Source organism: Paracidovorax cattleyae (assembly GCF_900104515.1).
Lineage (GTDB): Bacteria > Pseudomonadota > Gammaproteobacteria > Burkholderiales > Burkholderiaceae_C > Paracidovorax > Paracidovorax cattleyae.
Map to the genome: position 1 here is coordinate 1 of NZ_FNJL01000045.1, position 24,810 is coordinate 24,810.

A 24,810-nucleotide genomic window follows, 5' to 3' on the forward strand; every position below is an offset into this window, starting at 1 on the left:
GGTGACCGGGGCAACTGGCTTGACGGACTCACTTCGGGCCTGCCGCGCTGGCATGGAGCGCACGACGCCTTGCGCACGCAGCGTCCTGCGGATGGTTGCCGTGCAGACATGCACCCCGCCAAGATGACCGAGCTCGGCAGCGAGTTCATCGAGCGTCGCATGCGGCATCCGGGAAACGATCTCGCGTAAAAGCAGGATGTGTTGCGGCGTCAACGCCCCAGGTCTGCCGCCTCGGTTAACTACCTTCTCGCCATCGCCAGACCTGTACTCCGTCATTGCCATCTCCTGCATCTAGGGCAGATCACTCGCAATGTTCAGGCCAGTTGATTTCGTCTACACCCTCTTAGAACCCATTCTCTTCAAGAGCTGGGAGAAAATCCGATGCACTTCCGATGGGCAGCCATTCCTGCCCTTCTGCACGATAGAATAATCTGCCTGCCTCGTACTTTGCAATAACTCCGCTTTTATATTTTCTAACAACCGTGCCATCGGGTGCTGATGATATTTCTACTGGTGCGTCGAAAAAGTAACTGGCGCCCACTTCCAGAAACTTAAAAATTCTATCGACTTGCTGTGTCGTCGGCCGGAACTGTGAATTTCCCAATTGAAACTCCGACCCGGCGTCAAAGTGCTGAATCATAAAACGGTCCAGCGAACCAGAGAACTTGGCCATTCTTACATCGTGCCAGTTGCCTTGATTGCCGTCAGCATACAGCATGACGGTTTCGCCTTCATATTCAACTAAATCCACATCCGATGTATTTATCCCCTCTCTGGGTGCGGGTTCCAACAGAGGCAGTTGCCGTGAAATACCTGTTCCATCAGATGATTCAGCGGAAGAAATCAAGGTAAAATTCACCAAATCGGTTGTGCGCGCAACATAAGTTTTGAATACTGTTGGAGAACCAATTGCTCGCAGATACAAGACATAGAAAATACCGTTCGAGTATTTTATCGTTGGCGCTGCGGCATACCGTTCTGGGTGAAGTGTGCCACCAGTTGGAGAGAATTTTTTTCTCACCAATTGGTCGGTGGTGGAAAAGCGAATGGTAAATCCGATAGATGGGCCGATTGTTTCGTATGCCATCACAGCCTTGCTTTTTGCAAACGCCACGGATGTGTTGAATATCCTGATATGTGGTGGAGCGGAAAAGACTTCAGCAGGCGTTGTCCACTGTTTTAAGTCTTCCGTTGTTGTCATATAAACCGCTGTACCTCCGCCAATAGGGCCAGGTTGATGAAGAGTTCCAAAGACATAAAGCCTGCCATTGTTAACCGTGGCACTTATATACTCATAGTCAAACGGGAGTCTGGCAATTTCTGTCTTTGGTTGGCTCTCATAAATGACCAGCTCTGGCTTCTTGGACTCGGTCCGAATAGCATAGTAGAGCTTTCCTCCTAGTACGAACGGAGATGCCTCAATTCGGAACTTTGTCCCATCGAATAAAATTCCGTCTACGCGCTCGATTTCAGGAAATTTGCGTGTGGCTTTCTGAGATGCTTTTTGGGCCGCGTCTTGGACTGCGCATCCGTGGATTAAGGAAATAAAACAAGCGATCAAAAGGATATTCAGAACTCTTTTCACATCATTTCCAAATTCGCGAACGCTAGAAATTTATAACAGCTGAAATACTATAGCAGGGCTTCCAAAGACCGTACCAGGCCTGCCAGCCTTCTGGGGTTCACTTCAAAGGTGTGTCTATGCCCCAGGATTTGCTCGCGATGGCGCGAGGTGATGACCATGCCGCGGCCGGTGGCGGCTCCGACCTTTTCGAGATGGCCTGCTTCAAGCCCCAGCCCAAGAAACCCGCAGAGCGTACCTGGGGCGAGGCGGCGACCGATACCGTGGTGCAGCTGGCCGAGGGCGTGAACAACAACGCCGGGGCTGTGCCCCACCTGTTCGCGCCCCATTCTGGTGTCGCGGCGTTCTTCCGGGACAACGCGGACCACTGGCGCGGGAAGCAGAGCGAGGCCATGCGTCGCAAGGTCGCCGACGCGGACGCCCAGATCGCGCAGGCGAACCAGGATTTCATCGTGGACCAGGCGTGGCCGCAGCGAAAGCCTACGGCACGCCTGCCGAAGACATGCTCCCCTACTCTCTGCCCGATCAGCCCGCACGGCGCCCGGGCCCGGCGGCTGACACTGCCGACACGGCCGCGGCGGTCACGCGGCTGGCGGAGCTGGAAGTCATCGTCGGAAGCGTGGGCCTGAGCGCCGAGCAGAAGGCCGAGCGTGCGGTGCTGGCGGAGCGCGTGGAGCGTGCCGCTGCGCGCGAGGAGGAGCTGGAGGCCATCGGCGAGACGCCGGAGGAAGCAGCCGGCGCCGCAGCCCGAAGCCACGCCTGCGGGTGCAGCAGCCCAGTCCGAAGAAGCCGGCGCTTTGGGATCGCCCCAGGGCGGCAACCTGCTGAAGGAACTGCGGGCTGTCGCACAGCGCTCGAGCGGCGACACGCGGCGCAACGCAGTGGAGCTGCTGGCCCGGCTGGAGGGCGGCGGCATGCCGGCCCATGTGCAGCACTTCGTGGAGCGCGAAGCCGCCGAGCTGGTGGCCACCGCGCGGGCCGCGTCCGCCGGGCCGGCCGAGGCCGATGGTGCTGCGCCTGGCGCTGCCGAGGCGCCGGCCACCCCGGATCGGCTCACGCCGCAGGAGCGGCAGGAATTCGAGCGCGCCTACCGCCGCCCGGTGGATGATCCGCTGGGTGAGCTGCAGGGCCGCGTGCGCGCCGAGTCGGGCTACACCTGGGGCGTCGCAGTGCCACTGCTGCCGGCGATGCCCATGGGTGATGCGACCTGCCATCACGCTGGACATTGTCTCGCTTGGGTGGCACCGACCCCGCTGACCCAATGCCCGGTGAAGTCACGGCAGGGTTCCACCCTCCGGAAACTGCAGAACCCTGATGCCACCATAGCCATGTTCCATCGCCAAGTCAGCATCCATTCAGGTACCCGGTTTCCCAATAGCCACATCACCTCCCGGACCTGCGCCATGAACCTCCACCACCTCCGCATCGGCCTCAAGCTGGCCATTGCCTTCGCCCTCACGACCGCGTTGACTCTGGCCATGGGCCTGGCCGCGTGGATGCAGATGCGCACCATCCAGGCCGGCGCCGAAGACCTCGCCACCAACTGGCTGCCGAGCGTGCAGGCGATCGGCAATGCCCGTACCGCGGCCAACCGCGTGCGCCGCACCGAGAGCGAACTGTTCCTGGCGGAGCCGAACGAGACCACGGCGAAGCGCCGGGAGGAACTGGCGCACCGCATGGCCCAGTTCGCGGAGTCCGAGCAGGTCTATGTCCCCCTCGTCACGCCGGGCGAGGAGCAGCGCCTGTTCGGCGAGTACCGCGCGGCGCGCGATGCCTATGCGAAGGCGCAGGCCCGGCTGCTCGCGCTGCCGCCCGATGCGCGGGCCGAGGCGACCCGGATGTTCTTCGGGGAGTCGGAGCAGGCTTTCGATGCCATGGCCGGCGCCCTGGGAACGCTCGCCGATTTCAACCGCAAGTCCGCGGATATCGCCGAGCAGAACGTGCGCACCGTCTATGGCCGCGCGGTGTGGACGCTGGCGGGCCTCGTGGCGGCGGCCGTGGCCATCGCGGTGGCCCTGGCCTGGTGGATCACGCGCCTGATCACCCGTCCCATCCGGGAGGCCGTGGTGATCGCACAGGGCGTGGCCTCCGGCGACCTGACCATGTCCATCGCGCCCCGGGGCCGCGACGAGGCCGCGCAGCTTATGCAGGCCCTGGCCGGTATGCGCAACAGCCTGTCGCAGGTGGTCGGCGGGGTGCGCGCCAACGCGGAAAGCGTGGCCACGGCCAGCGCCGAGATCGAGCAGGGCAACCTCGACCTGTCCTCTCGTACGGAGGAGCAGGCCTCGGCCCTGGAGCAGACCGCGGCATCGATGGAACAGCTCGGCTCCACCGTGCGCCAGAACTCCGACAATGCCCGGCAGGCCAGCGCGCTGGCGCAGGATGCCGCGTCGGCCGCGGCGCGCAGCGGCGAGGCGGTGGACACGATGGTGGGCACCATGCGCTCCATCGACGAGGCCTCGCGGCGCATCGCCGACATCATCGGTTTGATCGACGGCATCGCGTTCCAGACCAACATCCTCGCGCTGAACGCGGCGGTGGAAGCTGCGCGCGCCGGCGAGCAGGGGCGCGGGTTCGCCGTGGTGGCCGGCGAGGTGCGCAGCCTGGCCCAGCGCAGCGCCTCGGCTGCCAAGGACATCAAGGAACTGATCGCCACCAGCACCCACCGGGTGCAGGACGGATCGCAGCAGGCGGAGCAGGCGGGCTCCGCCGTGCAGGCCGCGATGGAGCTCATCCAGAAGGTGGCAGCCATCGTCTCGGAGATCAGCATCGCCACGCGCGAGCAGAGCGACGGGGTGTCGCAGGTCGGCGAAGCCGTCACGCAGATGGACCAGGCCACGCAGCAGAATGCCGCGCTGGTCGAGGAAAGTGCGGCGGCAGCGTCCAGCCTCAAGGCACAGGCCGAGCAACTGGTGGGCGCGGTCTCGGTATTCCGCCTGCCTGGCAGTTCCGGGTCTTTGCGGCACCTGCCGGCCTGACGCCTTTTCCCTCTCCCTCTCTCCGGCCGGGCCAAGGGAGGGCGCCTCAGCTTGCGGTTGAGGCGTTCTTCCGACACCGCAGCACCTGCGCCACGGTCGAGCGCTTCCTGTCCGCCGGCCCGATCGGTGCATCGGGCACCCGGGCCATCGGCGACTACACGGCCACGTCGGGCAACCGGGCTGCCGCGTCGCAATATGGCGGTGCGGGCGGCACCGGGCAGTTCCTGTCGGTGGGTTCCGGCACCATTTCGGTCGCGCTGACGGGCAACCGGCAGTACGTGAAACTGCTTTGACGCGCCGCCCTTGTGTTGCTGAATGTTTCCTTGCAGGATGCCTTCGCGCCCATCTCGGCGTGAGAGGAAACACAACATGAAGAAATCCCTGTTCCTGATCGCGGCGTTGTCGCTGTGCTCCTTCGCCATCGCCAAAGGTGGCGGGGGCCACGGTGGCGGCCATTCCGGCAGCCATCACAGCGCCGGTTCCAGCGGCAGCCACGGCTCCAGCCACCCGGTGAGCGGCTACACCCGCAAGGACGGCACCCATGTGGCGCCGAGCCACGCCACCAATCCGAACGGTACCAGGCTGGACAACTGGAGCACGAAGGGCAATGTGAACCCACACACCGGCAAAGAAGGGACGAAAGAGCCATGAAGCGCCGCTCTGCATTGATGGCTGCGCTCCTGGGTGCCGTGGCTGGTGAGGCGGCTGCGCGAGGCCGGCGAGGCGGCGGAGGTTCGTCACGCGGCGGTGGACAGGGCCGTACCCGTGGCCGGGCTTCTTTCACGGGCGGCGCGGGGGGGCGGAGGAAGCCGGGGTGGCTGCGGTTCGCGTGGCGGGCCTGGCTACCGGAAGTCCGACGGGAAATGCGCCAGCCATCAGGACGGATGTTTCCCTTCCTGCCTAAAAGCAAAGCCCTCGAAAGAGGGCTTTTTAATTTCCGCTGATTTCCAGCACCGGCTTGCAATCGATGCGTGTCTTCACCGAGTTCGCCAGGAAGCACGACGCGTGGGCCTGGTGGTGCAGGGCGTACAGTTGCTCCGCGGTGGGCGCGTGCATCGCGTCGAAGCGTGTCACCGGCCGCAACTGCACATGGGTCACGGCGATCTGGCCGGCCTCGTTTTTCGCCATGGTGCCGGTGGCCGCGTCGGTGTAGCTGTCGAGGCGGTAGCCCGCGCGGCTGGCGAAGTCCATGAACCACAGCATGTGGCAGCTGGAGAGCGAGGCGATGTAGGCCTCTTCGGGATCGACCGCGGCCGCGTCGGAATAGGGCAGGGGCACCACGTGGGGCGAAGACGAGGCCGCCACGGTGGTTCCCCCATCGAACTGCCACGTGTGGGCGCGGTGGTAGCGCCTGTCCAGGAAATCGTCCGTGCCGCGCTGCCAGGCGACGGTGGCGGTGTGTGCTGCCATGGGCTTTTCTTTCTCTCTCCGCGGGGTTGCGATGGTCCGCCAGTGTAGGGTCGGACCATCGCTGCAGGGGCCCGGGGCAGGCTTCAGAACAGTTTGACCAGCGCCGGCACGCTGAGCACCGCGGTGTAGTAGCCCATGAACTGCACGCCGGTGTTGAACCCGAAATGGCGCGACAGCAGCCCCCCCATCAGGCCCATGGTCAGGATCACGAGCAGGCCCAGTCTGGCCGGTGGCGGCATCGACGGTGAAGCGCGGCGGTGCGTTGAACAGCGGCGCGGCCGGGCCGGCGGCCACGGGGCCGAGCGGCAGGCCGAAGGCGATCTGCGGGATCAGCGCCGCGGCGATGTAGGTGGCCTCGGTCACGCCGTTGCGCGCGCTCAGCACCGTGGTCAGGCGGTGGTAGGCGTGCTTGATGCGCGAGCCCACCAGTTCGCCCAGCACCACGGTCATGGCCACGGGGCTGAAGACGAAGGTGGCGCTGGAGATGGTGGCGGTGAGCAGCGTCCAGCGGGTCTGCACGCGGTCCATTACCCGCAGCGGGTTGGGGAAGTAGCCCGACCAGCCTTTCACGTCCGGCGCGAGGTTGAACTGGCGCACCGGCTCGCGCAGCATGCGCTGGCGGCCGGCCGGCGCGATCACCGTGAACAGGTCGGCGATCAGCGGCCCGATGGCGATGCCCAGGAAGTAGCTGATGCTGAGCTTGACCTGGTATTTCGCCGTGAGGGCCTGCAGCGCGATGATGACCACCCCGAAGGGCACCAGCAGTGCCACCGAGGCCCAGCGTCCGGCCGAGAAATAGGCGATGAGCAGTGCGGCGGCCAGGAAGATCCAGGGTGCCGTCTTGGTGATGGCGGCGCCGAACGGCGCCAGCATGACGGCGAACAGCACGGCCAGCGGCACGGCCACGAAGGCCGCCACGATGGCGCCCGAGACCATCTTGCGCAGGGCGATGTGCGGCACGCCCAGCAGCAGCACCAGCAGCGTGAGCGGCGCGAGCGTGGTGGTCTCGTCGGTGCCCGAGACCAGTCCGATGGCGGCGAACACCACGGCGCCGACCAGCCCCATGGCGGCCGCGACGGCGACGGCGACGGCGATGTCGTTGAGGAGTTGCGGATCCATGCCGTGCGCTCCCCGTCTTCAGCGCGGCGCGCGGCCTGGGGCCGCGCGCCGCGTGTCCTGCGTGGCCTGTGCGTTCTGCTCGAACAGGTCGTAGAGCTTCAATTCCTTGAGCTCCTGCACCACCACGGGCCGCAGGTCGGCCAGGTTGGACAGGATGCGCAGGCGCACCGTGCCGCCGGTGATCTCCTCCACCAGCGGGGCCACGGCCTCGGCCATGGTGTTGACGGTGTTGGCGCCCATGGCGTCGCGCACGTCCACGACCAGGTGCAGGACGATCATCGCGCCGCGCGGTGAATCGGGGGTCACCCGGCCGGCCCGCCGGTGCCATTGCAGGCGTGGTCCATGAGGGCATCGACGCCCAGGTGCGCCCGCTCCTTGAGCGCCACCCGCCGGTTGCCGGCCGCCGCGGTGCAGACCGGGCCCAGGTCCTTGGCGACGGCCGCTCCGCGCCGGGTGATGCCGCCGTAGGGCGTGGTCCACTTCCATTTCGTGGCCCCGGTCTTGCCATCGACGGCGATCACCTTGCCCAGCGCCGGCTCGGGGTAGAGCACGCCATCGACGACGACCGTGGTGCTCTGGTTGGTGCCGGTGGTGAGGCCGCGTTCGATGCGGTTCAGCCAGGCGCCGCCCAGGCTGCCCACCGACTTCCTGTCGATCCTGGCCAGCTCCGAATAGTTCTGGTTGCCGGGATTGCCTCCGACCTTGGGGAAGTCCTTGTCACCGGGCGTGCAGCACTTCCTTCAGGTCCGCGGCCGCGGAGTTCGGTGTCAGTGGCGGGGCCGGCGGCCCGGAGCCGTTGTCGCCTCAGTGCGCAGGACCATGGTCCCGACGCGCCCAGGACCATCGAGGACACGATGAAATTCTTGAAGCAGGCGCGCCAGCGCGGCTACAGCATGATCTCCGACATGTTCCCGCCCGGGATGTCCGCCATGGCCGCGCCCATCCGCGATGCCTCCGGCGTGGCCATCGGCGTGGTGACGGTGGCGGGGCCGCTGGTCCGGTTGACGCCGGAGCGCATGGAACAGGTGAGCCCGCATCTCCTGCAGACTGCGGAGCTGGTCGCCAGTGCGAGCAGTGCGTTGCAGCTGTTCCGCAAGGCCGCCTGAACGCTCAGCAACGTGCCCTGGCCTGGCGGCCGCGGGGGCGCGGCGCGTGCCGATCGCCGGCGGCCGTCTCCTGTCTGCCGCAGGCGTCGCCAGGGTCTTCCGGGCGAGGCGAACGCCGCGGGCCCTGGGCCCCGCGCGGGCGGGGCGCGGGCGCCGCGAGTGCGGCCATCTGTTTGCGCTGGGCGATGGCGGCGGCGCGCTGGTCTTCCCACCGCATGCCTGCCGGGACGGTCTCGGTGCGGTCCACCCAGGCTCCGTGCTCATGGCAGTGCCGGGGCGTCCAGAACCTCCCGCCGGCCCGGGCGCGGCAGAGATAGACGGTGGCGGTCCCCCGTGCAGGCCCGGAAGCGATGACCTGCGGGGCGGTGTCCACCACGCGGCCGCCTTCGCAGGCCTGCTCGCCGTAGGCGTTGCCGCATCGATAGACCGGCTGGGCGCCGCCCGGCGCGGCCAGGCAGGCCAGCGCGGCGGCGAGGATGGCGTGGTGCATGGCGCGCGCCGCGCGGGCCGGCGGCGCTGGTCGAAACGGTGGCATGGTCCCTCCCTGGACGGGGCCCGGCGCGCGGGCCTCTTCGAATGGCGGGACGATGATAGGCCGGGGCGGCGGCAGCACCGTTTCAGTCTGTGAGGCCGTCCGGGCGGGTTTCTTTCCGGTCCGGCTCCGCTGCCTCGCCGTGCGAGGGCGGGTGGGGCTTCTTATCGATGCTGCGGCGGTCGTCGGTTTCCACGAAGGTGGGGCTGGGGCGGTCCGGATCCTTGCGGGGCCTGCCGTCGGGGGAGTCGGGCTGGGTCACCATGGTGTGCCTCCCGGGGTCAGCTGCGGGCTTCGCGTTCCGTGCCGGCGCCCCGCTGGAGCGTCTTCAGGATCTGTTCGTTGAATTGCGGGATGTCGTCGGGCTTGCGGCTGCTGATCCACCGGCCTTCGACCTGGACGGGCCGGTCCACCCATTGGGCGCCCGCATTGCGCAGGTCGGTGGCCAGGCTGGGCCAGCTGGTCAGGGTCTTGCCCTTGACGAGCCCCGCGTCGATCAGCAGCCACGCGCCGTGGCAGATCACGGCCACCGGCTTGCCCGCGCGGTCGATCGCCTGCACGAAGGCCCGGGCCTGTTCATTGGTGCGCAGCTCGTCCGCGTTCACCACGCCGCCGGGCAGCACGACCGCGTCGAACGCATCGGGCGATGCCTGGTCCAGCGTCTGGTCGACATCGAAACGGTCGGCCTTGTCCACGTGGTTGAAGCCCTGGACCTGGCCCGGCTTCGGGGCCACGATCAGCGCCTCGTACCCGGCGCCCTTCAGGGCGTCGCGGGGGCCGGCCAGCTCGGCCTGCTCGAAGCCGTCGGTGACGAGCAGGGCGATGCGGCGGCCCCGGGTGGATGCGGAAGCGGAAGGTCCGTTGGAGGGAGATGCCATGGGAAAGCTCCTGGAAAGGTGAAAGCTTCCAATCTAGGCACCGGGCGCAGGCTCGCCTGTCGGCCGATGGCGACGATGCCCGTGGGCATGGGCGGGCGGGCCGTTGCGGCTAGCGATTGCGGCAGGCGGCGCGGACGAGCTTGTCGGCAGGGTCGCCCGGGACGCCCGCAAAGGTCACCGGCGCCTCATGCTCGCGGAAGTCGAGCCGGGCGGTGACGGGGCCACGCCACAGCGGCTCCTGGTAATACTGCAGCGAGAGGTACCAGCCCTTGCGGCGCACGCAATCGAACACGGCCATGCCCTGGTAGGACCGGTAGGGCACGTTGCGGTAGTTCATGCGCATGGCGCTGCGCGATACGCGCAGATCCACCGCGACCTGGTCCTGCCAGGGCTGCGCGGTCGGATTGATCTGCACCAGATCGCCATCGGGCACCTCGGGAAAGCCGTGGATGGTGAGCCACTCCTCGTTGCGGCGGGCGCCCCCGGCCAGCTGTGCGGCGCTCGCCGCCGGGGACGGCTGAGCAGGCGCGGGCTGCACGAATCCCGCGCTGGCGGGCAGCGCGGCGGTCAACAGGGCCATGCACAGGGGTGGGAGCAAGGAGCCTCCGGAATGGGTGCCGGTGGAAAGGATGGGGCAGCCCATCTTAAGGCATGGATGGGCCACATGCCGCACAGCGGAATGGCTCCGGATGTGATCCCGTCGCCGCGTCAGGGTATTCCTTTGCGGCCCGGCTGTGCCCCCCTCCCTAGAATCGGGTACACAGCCATAACGAAAAGTTCTGGGGCCATTCCTGGCTCCAGGTGCGCAAGGAGCCTGCCGTGTCCGATACCCCGTCCGAATCCCCCTCGCCCCGCAGCCCGCAGCGGGTCGTCAAGAAGTATCCGAACCGCCGGCTCTACGACACCTCCACCTCCACCTACATCACGCTGGCGGAGGTCAAGCAGCTCGTCATCGACGGCGAGGAAGTGGCCGTGCGCGACGCCAAGACCGGCGAGGACCTGACGCGCAGCATCCTGCTGCAGATCATCCTGGAAGAGGAGGCCGGCGGCGCACCCATGTTCACCGAGACCGTGCTGGCCAACATCATCCGCTTCTATGGCCACGCCATGCAGGGCTTCATGGGCGCCTACCTGGAGAAGAACGTGCAGATGTTCTCGGACTTCCAGGCACGCATGGCGGAGCAGTCGAAGGGCTTCACGCCCGAGATGTGGACGCAGTTCATGAACCCGCAATCGCCGCTCTACCAGGGCATGGTGGGCCAGTACCGCGACCAGTCGCAGGCCATGTTCACGCAGATGCAGGAGCAGATGCAGAAGCAGACCGAGCAGATGCTGAGCGCCTTCGGCCTCAAGCGCTGAAGGCCCGGACGGGGCCGGCTGGCGGCGCTCCAGTGCCAGCTCGATCAGGCGCGACACCAGTTCGGCGTAGCCCATGCCTGCTGCGCGCCAGAGCTCCGGGTACATGGATGTCCGGGTGAAGCCTGGCATGGTGTTCACCTCGTTCAGGAAGAGCTCGCCGGTGCGGTCGGGGTAGAAGAAATCGACGCGTGCCAGGCCCGCGCAATCCAGTGCGGAAAATGCCTGCAGGGCCAGGGCACGGCTGGCAATGGCGGGGGGCAGTTGGGCAGGCCTGGGGATCGTCGTTGCCGAGAATGCCGACCTCGATCTCACGGGGCTTGCCGGGCGTCGCGGCTTCCACGATCACGCGGCGATCCAGTTCGAACGCAAGCGCTGGACAACTGCAAGGTCGCAGGCACTCGTGACTGCAAGGTGGAATTCACCTACCAGAACCAGTGTGTCGCGCTGGTGGCCCTGAGAGATGGCAGCGGCGGAGTTTTTCAGACCACTGCAACCGCCGGAAGCCGTGAGCCTGGGCAAAGTCCGGTGTGCGAAGCCGGGGAAGGGCGAATGCAGAGTGGGCTTTCCGAGTGTTCTGATCCGGTCTTCAGGAGTTTCCGAGCGCGGCATGTTCCATCTGGCATAGCCGATAGCCGGGCCGCTGGCAGTCACGTACGTTCCATCCTGGGTGGCGGAAGGGGTTTTCGCAAGGAATCAAGGAGGTGGCGGTTACGCTCCAGCCCTCTGTCGCGTTGCATTTTGTCGATTCGGCTGCACCGGCCGAATGCACACGATGTCCCTGTCTCCGTTCACCCGTTTGGTCCCCGCCAGCTACGCGCTCGTCATCGATGACCACCCTCTCGTCGCCCAGGGCCTGGCCGACTTCATCGGACTGCATCCCGGGATCACCAGTGCCCGCCATGCCTTCGATGCTGTGGAGGCGCTGCGTGTCGTCGCATCGCACGGGTCGCCCATCCTGGCGCTGGTGGACTTCTGGCTCGCTGACGGCCCCGCCACCCCGCTCGTCGACAAGCTGCTTGCGATGTCACCCCGAAGCCGTGTCCTGGTCGTCAGCGAGGACGACCACCCGGCGATCGCCCTGAAGGCCCGTGCGAGCGGCGCGCACGGCTTTATCCACAAGCGGGAGCCACCCGAGACCTTCCACGCTGCCGTGACGGCGTTGCTCCGCGGCGATGTCTGGTTCGACTCCTGCACGACGACGCTGGATGCCGGCCCGTTCAATGGACCGGCCGGACCCCTCGACATACAGCTGGCGCCGGCGGACCTGGGGCTCACGCCGCGGCAGGGCGACATCCTGATGCGCGTGCTCGACGGCATGCCGAACAAGCCCATTGCGAACGCCCTGCATCTTTCGGAGCACACCGTGAAGGAGCACCTCACGGCCATCCTGCAGAAGCTGGGGGCCCGCAACCGGGTGGAACTCATCGCCAAGCTGCGGGGCGTCCGCGTCGGCGAGGACTGATTTCGCTGGCCCCAGTGCCGACGAGGTTGGCGTTGCCATGCTTGTCCAGGCTGCCGGCGCTGCCGATGTCGTCACGCTCCAGTGCCGTGGTGGCGGGCAGTACGATGTCGGAGTGCCGGGCCTGGACGGTCCACGGGAATGAAATCGTCCACCGCATCGAGCAGCGCGGCCAGTGTCATCGCCATCCAGAAGGGCTGCTCGCCGTGGCGCGCGCGCTGCAGCGCGTAGACCACGTTGACCATGGTGCGGCTATGCCGGCAAGGCGGCCCTGGACGACCACCGGGCGGTACACGCCCCAATGGGTGGAGGTGAAGCGCATGCGGTCAGGCTGCGACGGCATCGGCGCCCTGGCTGGCGTTGGCAGAAGCGACGTGGGACAGATCCGGGCGGATCGCGGCCTGCGCGCGCACCAGCGGCAGCAGGTCGCGGCCGTAGGCGATGGCATCGGCCAGCGGGTCGAAACCGCGGATCAGGAAGGTGCTGATGCCCAGGTCACGGTAGTCCAGCAGCGCGTCGGCCACCTGTTCCGGCGTGCCGACCAAAGCGGTCGAGTTGCCTTGTGCTCCCAGCAATGCCGAGATGCCGGTCCACAGGCGCTTGTCCAGGCGCGGGCCCTGCGCGGCGGCAGCCAGCAGGCGTTGCGAGCCGACATTGGCGGGCACCGGCCTGTGCAGCCTGCCCTGGCGCGTGGCCAGTTCGCGGGCCTGCTCCAGGATGCTGTCGGCCCGGGCCCAGGCGGCAGCCTCGGTGCCGGCCAGGATGGGGCGCAGCGACAGGCTGAAGCGCACCGTGCGGCCGTGGCGGGCTGCGGCTTCGCGTACGCGCCGCACGGTCTCCCGCACCTGCTCGTGGGTCTCGCCCCACAGCGCATACACGTCGGCGTGCTTGCCTGCCACCTGGATGGCGGCGTCCGATGCGCCGCCGAAGTACACCGGGATATGGGGACGCTGCGGCGAGCGCACGTGCGAGAAGGCCTGTGCATGGCGGTAGAAGCGGCCTTCGTGGTCGAACGGCTGGTCGCTGGTCCACACCTTGCGCACGACATCCAGGTATTCGTCGGTGCGGGCGTAGCGTTCGTCCTTGTCGATAAAGCTGCCGTCCTGCTGCATCTCGAACTCGTTGCCGCCGGTAATGATGTGCACCGCCGAGCGGCCGCCGGTGATCTGGTCCAGCGTGGCCAGCTGGCGCGCAGCCAGCGTCGGTTGGGTGAAGCCCGGCCGGTGCGCCACCATGAAACCCAGTGTCTTCGTCACCGACGCAGCGTGCTGCGCCACCAGGATGCTCTCCGGCGAGGTGGAATGGAAAGCCACCAGGGCGCGATCGAAACCGCCTTCCTCGTGGGCGCGGGCGGTGCGCTCGACGTGCGCCAGGTCGAGTCCGGAGCGGGGCGCGTCGATGATTTCCGAACTGTGCTGGGTGCCGATGTAGCCGATGAATTCGAGGGACATGTCGCGGATCTCCTGGGTAGGGTGGGGGTCGGGGTCCTGGGGGATGAAGGCGTCAGGCATGGGACGGAGCCTCGGCGGTGCCGTGCGCTGTGGCCGCGTGCCCGACGCCCAGCCAGCCCAGCAGGCGCACGCGCAGGGCGTTGAAGCCCGGGTCCTCCACCGAGCGCGGATGCGCCAGCCCGACGCGCAGTTCGTGCCGGATGACGCCCTCGTCCATCACCAGCACGCGGTCGGCCAGGAGCAGGGCTTCTTCCACGTCGTGCGTCACCAGCAGGATGGCGCGGCGGTGGCGCTGCCACAATTCCTTGACCAGGTCCTGGGCCTTGGCGCGGGTCAGGGCGTCCAGCGCGCCGAAGGGTTCATCGAGCAGCATGAGGTCGGGCTCGCGCACCAGGGCGCGGGCCAGGGAGGCACGTTGCGCCTCGCCGCCGGACAGCACCTTGGGCCAGGCCTGCGCGCGGTGCGCGAGGCCCACCTCCTCCAGCGCGGCGTACGCGCGCACCCGGTCGGGCGGACCGGGCAGGGCCAGGGCGACGTTGCGCCACACGCGCTTCCAGGGCATGAGCCGCGGCGACTGGAAAGCCACGGCGCGGCGCACGGGCACTTCGACGCTGCCTTCGATGTCGTGGTCCAGGTCGGAGAGGATGCGCAGCAGGGTGCTCTTGCCGCAACCGGAGCGGCCGATGAGCGCCACGAACTCGCCGGGCTTCACGTCCAGGTCCAGCTCGCGGATGACGGCACGCTCGCCGAATCGCCGGGTGAGGCCGCGCACCCTGACGGCCAGCGGGGAAGCGTGGTCCGCCATGGCGTCAGGCTCCATCGAACGCGGGGCGCCAGGCCAGCAACACCCGCTCGAGCAGGCGCACCACCAGGTCCACCGCCAGGCCCAGCAGGGCGTACACCGCCAGGCACACCACGATGACGTCCGTCTGGAACATCTCCCGGGCGGTGCCCATGAGGTAGCCGACGCCCGCAGTGGCATTGATCTGCTCGCCGAACACCAGCGCCAGCCAGGACACCGCGAGCGCGTAGCGCAGGCCCACCAAAGCGTTGGGCAGCGCACCCGGCAGCACCACGTGGACCACCATGCCCGGGCGTGACAGGCCCAGCGTGCGGCCGGCCTCGACCAGCGCCTGGTCCACGTTGCGGATGCCGGCATAGACGTTCAGGTACAGCGGGAAGGCGGTGGCCAGGGCGATCAGTGCCACCTTCGGCTCCTCGCCGATGCCGAACCAGATGATGAGCAGCGGGATCAGCGCCACATTGGGCACGGTGCGCAGCATCTGCATCACCGAGTCGATCAGATCTTCGCCCAGGCGCGTGAGGCCGGACAGCACGGCCAGCCCGGTGCCGATGGTGCCGCCGATGGCCAGCCCCAGCAGGGCGCGCTGCAGCGAGATGGCGATGGCGTCCGGCAGCTCGCCGGAGGCCCACAGGGCGGCGGCCGACGACACCACCGTCTGCGGCCCTGCCAGCACCTCGGCCGGCAGCAGGCCGCTGGCCGAGAGCGCGTACCACCAAGCTACCAGCAGCAGCGGCCCGAAGGAGCGACGCACGATGCGCGGCACGCCGCGCCGGCGGGTGGACGCGGGCAGGATGCGCTGCAGTTCGATGGTGCCCCGGGGCACCAGCGCGGCGGCGGGGGCCGGCCGTGCTTCCCGGACGGGCGCCGCGTGCGGCAGGGCGGCATCGATGGTGTTCATGACACGGCCGCCATGGGCAGGTCGCGGTACACGTACTGGTCGAAGTCGATTCCGCCCTTGAGCACGCCGGCCTCGACCCACACCGCGTGGGTGCGCTGCAGGCGGGCCACGAAAGTGCTGTCCAGGGGCACGCGGCGGTAGGCCGCGTTTTCTTCGTACAGCGAGGCGACGACCGCTCTGTCCTGCTTGCTGAAGGCCGAGTACCAGTCGATGTAGGCATCCGGGTTGGCGCGTGCCCACGCGTAGCCCTGGTCGGTGAGCTGCGCGAAATGTGCGATGGCTGCGCGCTTGGCCGGATCGGCGACTGCGCTGCGCGTGGCGCTCAGCACCGACTGGCCGCTGTTGATTCCCACGCCGTCGTGCAGCACCCGCGCGCCCAGCGCACCGATGGTGCGTGCGCGGAAGATGCCCCAGATGGCCCAGGCGTCGATGCTGCCGCTGCCGAAGGCGGCGCTGGCGTCGTTCGGGTTGAGGAAGGCCAGCTTCACCTCGTCCGGCGCAATGCCGGCCTGCTTGAGGATGCCGACCGTGGTGAAGTGCGCCACGCTGCCGCGCGTGGTCGGCGAGACGGTCTTGCCGCGCAGTTCGGCCACCGACTGGATGGGGCTGTCCTTGCGCACCAGCAGCGAGGTGCCCTTGCCGCCGTTGGTCCAGCTGGCCACTGCCAGGATGCGCGAGCCCCCGGCGATGGCGCTGACGGTGGGCGAGTCGTTGGCGCTGCCGATATCGGCGGCATTCGCTTTCAGCGCCTCGTGCAGGTTGACCGCCGCCGCGTACGTGGACCAGTCGATCCGGTAGGGCACGTCGTCCAGCAGGCCCGCTGCCTGGAGCAGGCCGCGCGATGCGCCGGTCTGGTCGCCCACGCGCAGGGTCACGCGGCGCAGGTCGGGGGCGGGCTGGGCGAGGGCCGGCAGCGGCGACACGGCGCCAGCCGCGCCCCACTGCAGGAGGGTGCGGCGCGACAGGCCGCCGGGGAGGCAGGGTGCGGTCATGGAAGGATCCTGAACAGGCGTTGAAGGAAGCGTACGAAAGGTCAGATGCGGGCGAGGTGGTCCTTCACCTCGACCTTCTGCGGCAGGATCTTTCGCTCGGACAGCCAGTCGGCGGCCTGCTGGAACTTCTGCAGGAAGGCGGTGTCGTTCACGCCGTGCACGTCCCAGCGGCGCTTGTAGCCGGCCTGCCGGTCGCGCACCGCGTCGCTGTATTCGGCCTCCTTCTGGGCCAGGGTCTCGGCCTCCAGCGGATGCGCGCTGGCCCACCGGGCTTCCTGGGCGTAGGCGGCGTTGACGGCCCGCACGATGTCGGCGTTGTCTTCGGAGAACCTGCGCGAGGTGACGTAGGAGTTGAAATCGATCAGGAAGTCGAGGTCGCGGCCCTCGAAGAAGATGTCGTGGGCCTTGTATTCGGAGCGCGCGATATCCACCGCCGGGCTCCACATCGACCAGGCGTCGATCTTTCCCTGCGAGAAGGCCGGGCCGGCATCCTGCGGGTTGAGGTACACGAAGCGCACCTTGCTGCGGTCGATACCGTGTTTTTCCAGCGCCGCGACCAGCAGGAATTCGCCCAGGCCGGAGCGGTTGACCGCCACCGACCTGCCCACCAGGTCGCTCACCTTGTCGATGCCCGAGCCGTCCTTCGCGATGATGGCCGTGCTGCGCGGTTCCACCACGGCGAATTGGGTGAAGACCAGCGGCGAGCCGGCGATCATGGCGGCCAGCGCGGGCGTGGTGCTGCCACCGAAGCCGAAGTCGGCGCTGCCGCCGGTGACCGCCTGCAGCGAGGGCGCGTGGTTGGGAAAGGGCCCGATCCACTCGACCTGGATGCCATCCCTGGCGAGCTGCCGCTCGAAGTCGCCGCGCACCTTGGCGAGCAGGGGCAGGCCGCCGCGGCCCCAGCCCAGGCGCACCGTGTCGGTACGGCGGCCGGCCTTGCGGGCCGTGCTGCCTTGCGCCACAACGGGCAGGACGGCGGCGGCGCTGGCGCCCAGCAGGGCGGTCTGCAGCAGGCTGCGGCGGGAGGGCGTGTCGAAGGCGTCGAGGGACATGGGGTCAGGAAGTTGCAGGGTCGAAAGGCGGGGATGCCGGCAGTCAGGCGCCGGCCAGTGCGCAGGTGCCCACGCCGAGCTCGGCCAGCAGGCGTTCGCGCAGCGCCACCGCGTCGGGATGCGCGTGGTGGGTTCTGGCCTGGGCGGACACGGGATACTCGCCGGCGATGGCGCCTTCGCGCATCACCAGCACCCGGTCGGCCAGGGCCACGGCTTCGTCCACGTCATGCGTCACCAGCAGCACGCCGGGCCGGTGGCGCGCCACCAACTGCTTGACCAGGCCGTGCATGCGGATGCGGGTGAGCGCGTCGAGCGCGGCGAAGGGCTCGTCGAGCAGCAGCAGGCGCGGCTCGCGCACGAGCGCCCTTGCCAGCGCCACGCGCTGGGCCTGGCCTCCGGAGAGGTTGCGCGGCCAGTCGTCCATGCGGTCGCCCAGGCCCACCTCGGCGAGCGCGGCCTGCGCCAGCGCGCGGCCGGTGCGCCCGTCCAGCCCCAGCGACACATTGCGCCACAGGCTGTCCCAGGGCAGCAGGCGGTGTTCCTGGAAAACCACCGCGGGCTGCCGCGGGCCATCGATGCGCCCGCCATCCACGGCGTCCAGGCCGGCCAGGGCGCGCAGCAGCGTGGTCTTGCCGCATCCGCTCTCGCCCAGCAGGGCCACGAATTCGCCGCGCCGGATACGCAGGTCCAGGCGGTCGATCACGGTGCGCTCTCCGTAGCGCCGGACGAGGGCGTGCACCGCCACGGCGATGCCGTCGCTGCGGTCGATGGCAGCGCTCATCGGCGGCCTCCGGTGGCGTAGTTGGCGTGCCAGGACAGCAGGCGACGCTCCAGCCAGCGCGCGATGGCGTCCGACAGCACGCCGATGGCTGCATAGATGGCGATGGTGAGCACGATGACGTCCGTGCGCAGGAACTCGCGTGCGTCCATCGCCAGGAAGCCGATGCCAGAACTGGTGGCGATGGTCTCGGCCACCACCAGGGCCAGCCAGGCCACCGCCAGCGCATAGCGTACGCCGGCCAGGATGGAGGGGAGGGCGCCGGGCAGCACGATGCGGCGGATCAGCCGGGCGTTGTCCAGCCCGGTGACCCTGCCCAGTTCCAGCAGTTTCGGGTCCACTTGCCGGATGCCCAGCACGGTGTTGATGTAGATCGGGAACATCACGCCCAGCGAGACCAGGAAGATCTTGCCGCCCTCGTCCACGCCGAACCAGACGATGACCAGCGGCAGCACCGCCAGGAAGGGCACGGCACGCACCATCTGGATGCTGCGGTCCAGCAGGGCCTCGGCCAGGCGCGAGAAGCCGACGGCCGTGCCGAGCATGAAGCCGATGCTGCCGCCGATGGCGAAGCCGGCCGCCGCGCGCAGCAGGCTGGTGCCGAGGTCGCTGATCAGGCGGCCGTCCTGGACGAGCTGCCATGCGGTGGTGGCGACCTTGCTCGGCGCGGGCAGCACCTGGGGCGAGAGTTCGCCGCCGCGTGCCAGGACCTCCCACACCATCACGAGAAGGGCCGGAACCAGCCACGAAATGGCCAGCAGGGTCCTGGGGCCCAGCCGGCGTACCGTGCGCGGGCGTGCCAGGGCGGAAGAAGCGGAAGGGACGGCTGGCGCGGCGACGGCGGCGGCGCCGGGCAACAGCGGCGCACGGGTGAGCGTTGGGATGGAGGACATGGTCTTCGCCGTTGGAAACGAATCCGCAGGTTATGGCGTAATCATCCTTATATGAAATAATAAAATCGAGAAAACATAGAAAAATTACATGTTTCGATGGGCATTTCGCTACCGCCTCCCGTCACCGAAACCCGATGAAAAACGGCCGCAACCCAAGGGTTCGGCCGTTGATTGCGGGCGCCGGCGCGCCTGGCCCGCCCGTCAGATCACGGTGAAGTGGTGCGTGCCGTCGCGCTGCAGTTGCTCCACCAGGCCGAATTCCCAGTCCAGGTACGCCTGCATGGCCTCCCGCGGTGCGTCCGTGCCTTCGTAGGGGCGGCGGTAGCGGTCGGTGCGCGGGTTGGCCAGGCGGGCATCGCCGGTTTCCAGCGGCAGGCCGGCGGCGGCCCAGGCGGCGTTGCCACCGTCCAGCACCAGCACTTCGGCATCGCTGCCCGCGGCCTTCAGGGCGGCCTGCAGGTCCTGCACGGCGAAGCGCGCCAGCAGGCTGCTGCCGCAGGTGGCGACGTAGCGCCGGGCGGCCGGCACGGCCCGCAGCGCATCGGCGGCCTGGGCGCGGATGGCGAACCAGGCGCCGGGCACATGGCCCTTCACGTGATTGGCGCTGGAAGTGAAGTCCAGCACCTGCAACGCGGACGGGTCGTCGCGTGCGGACTCCAGCCAGCCGGCCAGCGTCTGCGCGTCGACCGTGCGTGCGGGAGGTGTCGCCGGCAGCGGCTTTTTCCAGGCGCCCGTGTCGCTGCGCGCCGCGGCCTCGACGCCTTCCAGCAGGTGCACATCCCAGCCCATCTGCGCCAGCCAGGAAGCGGTCATGGGCGCGCGCACGCCGTCGCTGTCGTCCAGCACGATGTGCGCGCCGCGCACCGAGGCGTGGTGGTCGGTCTCCTGCACCAACTGGCCGCCGGGCGCGCTGGCGAAGCCGGGCAGGTGGCCGGCCTCGTATTCTTCGGGCGTGCGGACATCCAGGCGATACACCGTACGGCCGGCTCGCGCCAGGTCCGCCAGTCCGGCCAGGGAGGTGCGGCGCACTCCGGCCGCGCGGGCCACGGCCTGGGCGCGGTCGCGGGCGGTGGCCAGGGTCGCGGCCGATACTGCCGGCGCGGCACGCGTGGCGCCATGTTCCAGCACCTGGCCGGCGAGCAGCCAGCCGATGGTGCCGTTGCGCAGGGCCGCCACGGGGTTGGGGAGGATGCCGGCATTCACGAGCGACTGCGTACCGATGATGCTGCGCGTTCGGCCGGCGCAATTGACGATGACCTGCGTGGCCGGGTTCCGCACCAGCTCGGCGATGCGCAGCACCAGTTCGGCGCCGGGCACGCTGGTGGCGCCGGGAATGCTCATGGTGCGGTATTCGTCGAAACGGCGCGCGTCCACCACGACGACGTCGGCCGGGCCGTCGATCAGCGCCTGCACCTGCTCGGCGGACAGCGAGGGCGTGCCGCGGTGGTGTTCCACCCATTCGCCGAAGGACTTGCTGGGCACGTTGACGTCGCGGAAGACTTCGCCGCCGGCGGCCTTCCAGCCGTCCAGCCCGCCCGCCAGGGCATGCACGCGGGTATAGCCCAGGGCGGCGAGGCGCTGCGCGGCCAGGGGCACGAGATCCTGGCCGGCGTGGACGCCGAACAGCACGATGGGCGTGTCACGGCGCGGGATGCGGTCCCATGCCTCGATCTCCAGCCGGGACAGCGGCAGGTTGGCCGCCCACAGCGGATGTTCCTGGGCATACGGGTCTTCCTCGCGCAGGTCGATCAATGCGATCTCGCTGCGTTCGAGCAGCGCCTGGCGCACGGCGGCGGGTTGCTGCACCGGGATGGACGCCGGGTGGGCGGCGGCCGGCTGGTCGGGGGTGGCGGTATCGGTCATGTGGAAGACTTCGGCGAGTGGCTGGGGATATGATGGATAGGAATTATTTGTTCATTCTTATATACGTTATTCGCATGAGAATAGAAGACATCGAGGCTTTCGTCGCGGTGGTGCGCAGCCAGTCGCTCAGCCGGGCCGCGCAGGAACTGGGCGTGCCGCAGCCGATCCTGACGCGGCGGGTGCAGGGATTCGAGAGCGACCTGGGCGCGGCGCTGTTCGACCGGCAGACGAAGCCCTTGCGCCCGACCGTGCTGGGCCAGCGCCTGTACGAGCCCTGCAGGGCCGTGCTGCAGTCGGTCGATACGGTCCGCGAACTGGCGGCGGCGGATTTGCCTCCCTCGGGCGGGCTGCGCCTGGGTCTCACGCAGGGACTGGGCGAACTGAGCCTGCTGCCCCTGCTGGCCGACCTGCGCCGCCAGTGGCCTGACCTGGCACCACAGGTCAGCACCGGCTGGAGCGCCCAACTGGCCGAGCGCATCGGATCGGACGAACTGGACGCGGCCGTGGTGTTCCAGGGGAGCGGCAAGCTGCTGCCGCGCAATGTCGAGGGCAGGATGCTGCAGCGCACCCGTCTGGTAGTCCTGGGCGCGCGGGGCATCTGGAAGAAGCGCAGCTACCGGCTGGCCGAATGCGGCGATGCCGGCTGGGTGCTGAACCCGGACGGCTGCGGCTTTCGCGCCGGCCTGCAGCGCGCACTGATCGAAAAAGGCCTGCCGCTGCGCGTGCGCCTGGACACCTACACCCGCGACCTGCAATTGCGCAGCGTCGAGCAGGGCGTGGGACTGGGCCTCCTGCCGCTGCCCCTGTTCGAGCGCAGCGGCTTCACCGACCGGCTGGATGTCGTCACGGTGTCGGACTTCAAACCCGAGGTCGAACTGTGGCTGATGCATGGCAAGGCGCCGGGACGCTTGCAGGCCCCGGTGGATGACTTTGCCGCCAGCATCGTGCGTCAGCTGGGCCGCGGGTCGGCGGCAGCATCGGCGGCCTGATCCTGTCAGATCGCCGGCTCGGGTGCGGTCGCCGGGGTGTGCTCGGCCGAAGCCGGGGGAACGGTGGCGGAGCCCAGGGGCGGGGCGCCCGCCAGCAGCGCGCGGCCGGCGGCCACCAGGAGCGCGTCGTCCTGCGGCGCATGCACCGGGCCGCAAAGCGCGTTGCGGTAGTGCCGCTCCAGCGGGTTCTGGCGCGACAGGCCGTGGTTGCCGGCCAGCTTCAGGGCGCGCTCGATGGCCGCGACCGCATTGTGCGTGACGGTCCACTTGACCAGGCCGCTGTCGGTGCCCGGGGGCGGCGCGCCGTCGTCCGTGGTTTCCGTCAACTGGCTGAGCACCAGCTGGTTGGCGTGCAGCAGGCCGGCCACCTCGCCCAGTGTTTCCTGCACCCTGGGCAGGGTGGACAGCGGTGCGCCCAGGCTGCCCGGGGCGCGTCTGCGCACGAAGTCGAGGATCCAGTCGCGGCCGGCCTGGGCCACCGCGTCGTACAGGGTGCCCAGCAGCACGGCCATCCAGGCGTGCTGGTCGGCCACAGCGTCGCGCTCGGCGGGTGACAGCGCATCGGCCGCCCAGGCGGAGGGCGGCCGCACGTCCACCGCATGGTCGGCGGGCAACTCCACTTGCTCGAAAACCACCTCATGGCTGCCCGATGCGCGCAGGCCGAGGTGGTCCCAGCTCTCGATCACCCGGATGCCCGGCGCGTCGCGCGGCACCAGGAAGGCACCCACGCGCGGGGCCGATCCATCCGGCTCCTCCGTGCGTGCCCACACCAGCAGCCAGCGCAGTGCCGGGATGCCGGTGCAATACAGCTTGTGGCCGTCCAGGCGCCAGTGGCCCTGGGCGGTGCGGCGCGCCACGGTGCCGGGCAGGCCGCCGCGCGTCGGGCTGCCCAGGTCCGGCTCCACCCGCAAGGCATTGATGAGTGCGCCACGCTCGGCGCCGTCGCGGCTGACCCGTTCGCGCAGGTGGCGCGGCCAGTGGCTGCCGGGATGGTTGGCCTGGCGCACCTGCAGATAGGTCATGGCCACCACCAGGGCGGTGGCCGGGTCGGCATAGGCGATCGCCTGGATGACCTGTCGCGCCGTGGCGAGCGATGCGGCGCTGCCGCCATAGGCCCGCGGCGCGGCGATGCCGATCAGCCCGTGCGATTGCAGCAGCGCGAAGTTCTCGTGCGGAAAGCTGCCGTCGCGGTCGTGCTCGGCGGCGCGGGCGGCCAGTTGGGGACGCAGCCGCGCCAGCAGGGACAGGAGGGCCGGGGTGGAAAGGTTGGGGGCGGTAGTGGTCGTCATGGTGCGGAGGCCGTGGAGGAGGCGTGCCACCAGCGTAGGCAGCCCGCGGGGTGGGCCCAAGTACCGATTCCGGATAAGCAAGCGCATTTTTATTATTTTCATTTCGCATGTTGATTTCTTAACATCATGCTTGAAATGCAAGTAGAGAAACCCGTCCGACCACTCAACGCGAACCAGCAGGGAGCAGCGCATGTCCATTGAATTCATCGGCATGATCCAGAGCCAGAAGACCTCGGAGATCCACCTGCCGCAAGGCCCGGCCGTCGATCCGGGCTACGTACGCCGTTTCGCGAAGGCCCACGAGGATGCCGGCTTCGATCGCATCCTGGTGCCGCATCACTCCACCGGTCCCGACGCGGCGCTGACCGTCTCGCATGCCGCTGCCGCCACCGAGCGCATCGGCTTCATGCTGGCGCACCGCCCCGGCTTCGTGGCGCCCACGCTGGCGGCGCGGCAGTTCGCCTCGCTGGACCACTACAGCGGTGGCCGCCTGGCCGTGCACTACATCTCCGGCGGCTCCGATTCGGAGCAGCGCCGCGACGGCGACTGGCTCGACCACGACCAGCGCTACGCCCGTACCGACGAATACCTGGGCATCCTGCGCCGCATCTGGAGCAGCGAGCAGCCCTTCGATCACCGGGGCGACCACTACCGCTTCGAGGCCGGCTTCTCGGAGGTCAAGCCACTGCAGCGCGACGCCGCCGGTCGTCCGCACGTGCCCGTGTACTTCGGCGGCGCCTCGGATGCAGCCATCCCGGTCGCAGGCCGCCATGCCGACGTGTACGCCCTCTGGGGCGAATCGCTCGACCAGGTGCGCGAGCTGACGTCGAGGGTGCGCGCCGAGGCCGCACGGCACGGCCGCAGCGTGCGTTTCTCGGTGTCCTTTCGCCCCATCCTGGCCGATACCGAGGACGCTGCCTGGCAGCGCGCCGAACACATCCTGGAGGAGACCCGCCGCCTGCGCGTGGTGCAAGGCTTCTCCCAGGGCGGGCCGCAGCAGAGCGTGGGCGCGCACCGCCTGCTCGCCGCGGCCGAGAAGGGCACGCGGGTGGACAAGCGCCTGTGGACCGCCATCGCCCGGGAGACCGGCGGGCGCTCCAACACCACCGCGCTGGTCGGCACGCCGCATCAGGTGGCGGAGGCGTTGCTGGACTATTACGACCTGGGCGTGACCACCTTCCTCATCCGGGGTTTCGACCCGCTGGAGGATGCCACCGACTATGGCCGCGAACTGTTGCCGCTGACACGGGCCCTCGTGGCGCGACGGGATGCCGAAAGCGCCGCGCAGCGCAAGGCCGCCTGAGTCCCCTCGCGGGCCTTCCGTTTCCCCGGCAACACACACCTGAACCCACACCCCATACCCGGCATCCCGGGGAG

At 68.6% G+C, this 24,810-nt stretch carries 27 protein-coding genes and 3 pseudogenes; 10 read left to right on the forward strand and 20 right to left on the reverse strand.

Annotated elements, in window-relative coordinates; translation table 11 throughout:
- Window positions 1-189 (forward strand): hypothetical protein (locus BLR05_RS27345; RefSeq protein WP_244160166.1); only part of this gene is annotated, 189 nt, incomplete at its 5' end.
- Window positions 190-343: 154 nt separating this feature from the next.
- On the opposite strand, the gene BLR05_RS26205 is transcribed toward BLR05_RS27345, so the two are convergent.
- On the reverse strand, window positions 344-1,585 hold the full coding sequence (locus BLR05_RS26205) for a hypothetical protein (protein ID WP_143016000.1): 1,242 nt from the start codon (window positions 1,583-1,585) through the stop codon (window positions 344-346).
- 116 nt (window positions 1,586-1,701) lie between these two features.
- On the opposite strand from BLR05_RS26205, the gene BLR05_RS23690 reads away from it, so the two are divergent.
- From BLR05_RS23690 to BLR05_RS23705, 3 genes are all read left to right on the forward strand, one after another.
- The gene (locus tag BLR05_RS23690) at window positions 1,702-2,211 is read left to right on the forward strand and encodes a hypothetical protein (protein WP_092839796.1); all 510 of its coding nucleotides are present in this window, start codon (window positions 1,702-1,704) and stop codon (window positions 2,209-2,211) included.
- 168 nt (window positions 2,212-2,379) lie between these two features.
- A complete protein-coding gene (locus BLR05_RS23695; protein ID WP_244160167.1) occupies window positions 2,380-4,560 on the forward strand; it encodes a methyl-accepting chemotaxis protein in 2,181 nt (726 codons plus the stop codon).
- A 369-nt stretch (window positions 4,561-4,929) separates the two neighbouring features.
- Window positions 4,930-5,211, forward strand: a complete 282-nt coding sequence (locus tag BLR05_RS23705; RefSeq protein ID WP_092839799.1) for a hypothetical protein — start codon at window positions 4,930-4,932, stop codon at window positions 5,209-5,211.
- A gap of 279 nt (window positions 5,212-5,490) precedes the next feature.
- On the opposite strand, the gene BLR05_RS23710 is transcribed toward BLR05_RS23705, so the two are convergent.
- The 4 genes and pseudogenes from BLR05_RS23710 to BLR05_RS27840 form a co-directional block, all read right to left on the reverse strand.
- The gene (locus tag BLR05_RS23710) at window positions 5,491-5,970 is read right to left on the reverse strand and encodes an OsmC family protein (protein ID WP_092839802.1); all 480 of its coding nucleotides are present in this window, start codon (window positions 5,968-5,970) and stop codon (window positions 5,491-5,493) included.
- An 83-nt stretch (window positions 5,971-6,053) separates the two neighbouring features.
- Window positions 6,054-7,089: pseudogene (locus BLR05_RS23715) on the reverse strand (tripartite tricarboxylate transporter permease).
- Window positions 7,090-7,218: 129 nt separating this feature from the next.
- Window positions 7,219-7,395 (reverse strand): annotated as a pseudogene (locus BLR05_RS23720) (hydroxymethylglutaryl-CoA reductase, degradative); the annotation flags it as partial.
- The gene (locus tag BLR05_RS27840) at window positions 7,392-7,754 is read right to left on the reverse strand and encodes a hypothetical protein (RefSeq protein ID WP_491896671.1); all 363 of its coding nucleotides are present in this window, start codon (window positions 7,752-7,754) and stop codon (window positions 7,392-7,394) included. The pseudogene BLR05_RS23720 and the gene BLR05_RS27840, both read right to left, overlap by 4 nt.
- A 105-nt stretch (window positions 7,755-7,859) precedes the next feature.
- On the opposite strand from BLR05_RS27840, the gene BLR05_RS27845 reads away from it, so the two are divergent.
- Complete coding sequence (locus BLR05_RS27845) at window positions 7,860-8,195, forward strand: IclR family transcriptional regulator domain-containing protein (protein WP_279616037.1); 336 nt, start codon at window positions 7,860-7,862, stop codon at window positions 8,193-8,195.
- Window positions 8,196-8,199: 4 nt separating this feature from the next.
- On the opposite strand, the gene BLR05_RS23735 is transcribed toward BLR05_RS27845, so the two are convergent.
- From BLR05_RS23735 to BLR05_RS23750, 4 genes are all read right to left on the reverse strand, one after another.
- Window positions 8,200-8,730 (reverse strand): hypothetical protein, encoded by a 531-nt coding sequence (locus BLR05_RS23735; RefSeq protein WP_244160168.1) that lies wholly within the window; start codon window positions 8,728-8,730, stop codon window positions 8,200-8,202.
- Between the two features lie 82 nt (window positions 8,731-8,812).
- A complete protein-coding gene (locus BLR05_RS23740) occupies window positions 8,813-8,992 on the reverse strand; it encodes a hypothetical protein (protein WP_092839808.1) in 180 nt (59 codons plus the stop codon).
- A gap of 16 nt (window positions 8,993-9,008) precedes the next feature.
- Window positions 9,009-9,605, reverse strand: coding sequence for a type 1 glutamine amidotransferase domain-containing protein (locus tag BLR05_RS23745; RefSeq protein WP_092839811.1), 597 nt, complete (start codon window positions 9,603-9,605; stop codon window positions 9,009-9,011).
- 109 nt (window positions 9,606-9,714) lie between these two features.
- On the reverse strand, window positions 9,715-10,185 hold the full coding sequence (locus tag BLR05_RS23750) for a surface-adhesin E family protein (protein WP_092839814.1): 471 nt from the start codon (window positions 10,183-10,185) through the stop codon (window positions 9,715-9,717).
- Window positions 10,186-10,424: 239 nt separating this feature from the next.
- Here BLR05_RS23750 and phaR point away from each other — a divergent pair, with 239 nt between their 5' ends.
- Window positions 10,425-10,964, forward strand: a complete 540-nt coding sequence (gene phaR, locus BLR05_RS23755) for a polyhydroxyalkanoate synthesis repressor PhaR (protein ID WP_196289848.1) — start codon at window positions 10,425-10,427, stop codon at window positions 10,962-10,964.
- A 51-nt stretch (window positions 10,965-11,015) separates the two neighbouring features.
- Here phaR and BLR05_RS27680 read toward each other — a convergent pair.
- Window positions 11,016-11,276 (reverse strand): annotated as a pseudogene (locus tag BLR05_RS27680) (hypothetical protein); the annotation flags it as partial.
- Between BLR05_RS27680 and BLR05_RS27685 the strand changes: the two are divergent.
- Both BLR05_RS27685 and BLR05_RS23770 read left to right on the forward strand, forming a co-directional pair.
- Window positions 11,226-11,795 carry a DUF4189 domain-containing protein gene (locus BLR05_RS27685; RefSeq protein WP_230681182.1) on the forward strand — a complete coding sequence of 190 codons (570 nt, stop codon included), beginning with the start codon at window positions 11,226-11,228 and terminating at the stop codon, window positions 11,793-11,795. The pseudogene BLR05_RS27680 and the gene BLR05_RS27685 sit on opposite strands and share 51 nt — an antisense overlap.
- The gene (locus BLR05_RS23770; RefSeq protein ID WP_092839820.1) at window positions 11,737-12,426 is read left to right on the forward strand and encodes a LuxR C-terminal-related transcriptional regulator; all 690 of its coding nucleotides are present in this window, start codon (window positions 11,737-11,739) and stop codon (window positions 12,424-12,426) included. The genes BLR05_RS27685 and BLR05_RS23770 overlap by 59 nt, the downstream gene beginning before the upstream one ends.
- A 71-nt stretch (window positions 12,427-12,497) precedes the next feature.
- Here the strand turns inward: BLR05_RS23770 and BLR05_RS27360 are convergent, their stop codons facing one another.
- The 9 genes from BLR05_RS27360 to BLR05_RS23815 form a co-directional block, all read right to left on the reverse strand.
- A complete protein-coding gene (locus BLR05_RS27360; protein ID WP_230681183.1) occupies window positions 12,498-12,668 on the reverse strand; it encodes a hypothetical protein in 171 nt (56 codons plus the stop codon).
- 81 nt (window positions 12,669-12,749) lie between these two features.
- Window positions 12,750-13,874: an LLM class flavin-dependent oxidoreductase gene (locus BLR05_RS23780; protein WP_092839867.1), complete on the reverse strand. Its 1,125-nt coding sequence runs from the start codon at window positions 13,872-13,874 to the stop codon at window positions 12,750-12,752.
- Window positions 13,875-13,926: 52 nt separating this feature from the next.
- Entirely contained in the window at window positions 13,927-14,679 is a 753-nt protein-coding gene (locus tag BLR05_RS23785) for an ABC transporter ATP-binding protein (RefSeq protein ID WP_208606062.1), read from the reverse strand.
- 4 nt (window positions 14,680-14,683) lie between these two features.
- A complete protein-coding gene (locus BLR05_RS23790; protein ID WP_092839826.1) occupies window positions 14,684-15,577 on the reverse strand; it encodes an ABC transporter permease subunit in 894 nt (297 codons plus the stop codon).
- Window positions 15,574-16,569, reverse strand: a complete 996-nt coding sequence (locus BLR05_RS23795; RefSeq protein ID WP_092839829.1) for an ABC transporter substrate-binding protein — start codon at window positions 16,567-16,569, stop codon at window positions 15,574-15,576. The genes BLR05_RS23790 and BLR05_RS23795 overlap by 4 nt, the downstream gene beginning before the upstream one ends.
- 41 nt (window positions 16,570-16,610) lie before the next feature.
- A complete protein-coding gene (locus BLR05_RS23800) occupies window positions 16,611-17,621 on the reverse strand; it encodes an ABC transporter substrate-binding protein (protein ID WP_092839832.1) in 1,011 nt (336 codons plus the stop codon).
- 43 nt (window positions 17,622-17,664) lie between these two features.
- Window positions 17,665-18,402, reverse strand: coding sequence for an ABC transporter ATP-binding protein (locus tag BLR05_RS23805; protein ID WP_092839836.1), 738 nt, complete (start codon window positions 18,400-18,402; stop codon window positions 17,665-17,667).
- On the reverse strand, window positions 18,399-19,292 hold the full coding sequence (locus BLR05_RS23810; RefSeq protein ID WP_092839839.1) for an ABC transporter permease subunit: 894 nt from the start codon (window positions 19,290-19,292) through the stop codon (window positions 18,399-18,401). The genes BLR05_RS23805 and BLR05_RS23810 overlap by 4 nt, the downstream gene beginning before the upstream one ends.
- 201 nt (window positions 19,293-19,493) lie before the next feature.
- The gene (locus tag BLR05_RS23815; protein WP_092839841.1) at window positions 19,494-21,155 is read right to left on the reverse strand and encodes a rhodanese-related sulfurtransferase; all 1,662 of its coding nucleotides are present in this window, start codon (window positions 21,153-21,155) and stop codon (window positions 19,494-19,496) included.
- Window positions 21,156-21,229: 74 nt separating this feature from the next.
- Between BLR05_RS23815 and BLR05_RS23820 the strand changes: the two genes are divergently transcribed.
- Window positions 21,230-22,144: a LysR family transcriptional regulator gene (locus BLR05_RS23820; RefSeq protein ID WP_092839844.1), complete on the forward strand. Its 915-nt coding sequence runs from the start codon at window positions 21,230-21,232 to the stop codon at window positions 22,142-22,144.
- Between the two features lie 5 nt (window positions 22,145-22,149).
- Here the strand turns inward: BLR05_RS23820 and BLR05_RS23825 are convergent, their stop codons facing one another.
- Window positions 22,150-23,433: an acyl-CoA dehydrogenase family protein gene (locus tag BLR05_RS23825; RefSeq protein WP_092839847.1), complete on the reverse strand. Its 1,284-nt coding sequence runs from the start codon at window positions 23,431-23,433 to the stop codon at window positions 22,150-22,152.
- Between the two features lie 190 nt (window positions 23,434-23,623).
- Between BLR05_RS23825 and BLR05_RS23830 the strand changes: the two genes are divergently transcribed.
- On the forward strand, window positions 23,624-24,736 hold the full coding sequence (locus BLR05_RS23830; RefSeq protein ID WP_092839850.1) for an LLM class flavin-dependent oxidoreductase: 1,113 nt from the start codon (window positions 23,624-23,626) through the stop codon (window positions 24,734-24,736).
- Window positions 24,737-24,810 lie beyond the last annotated feature (74 nt).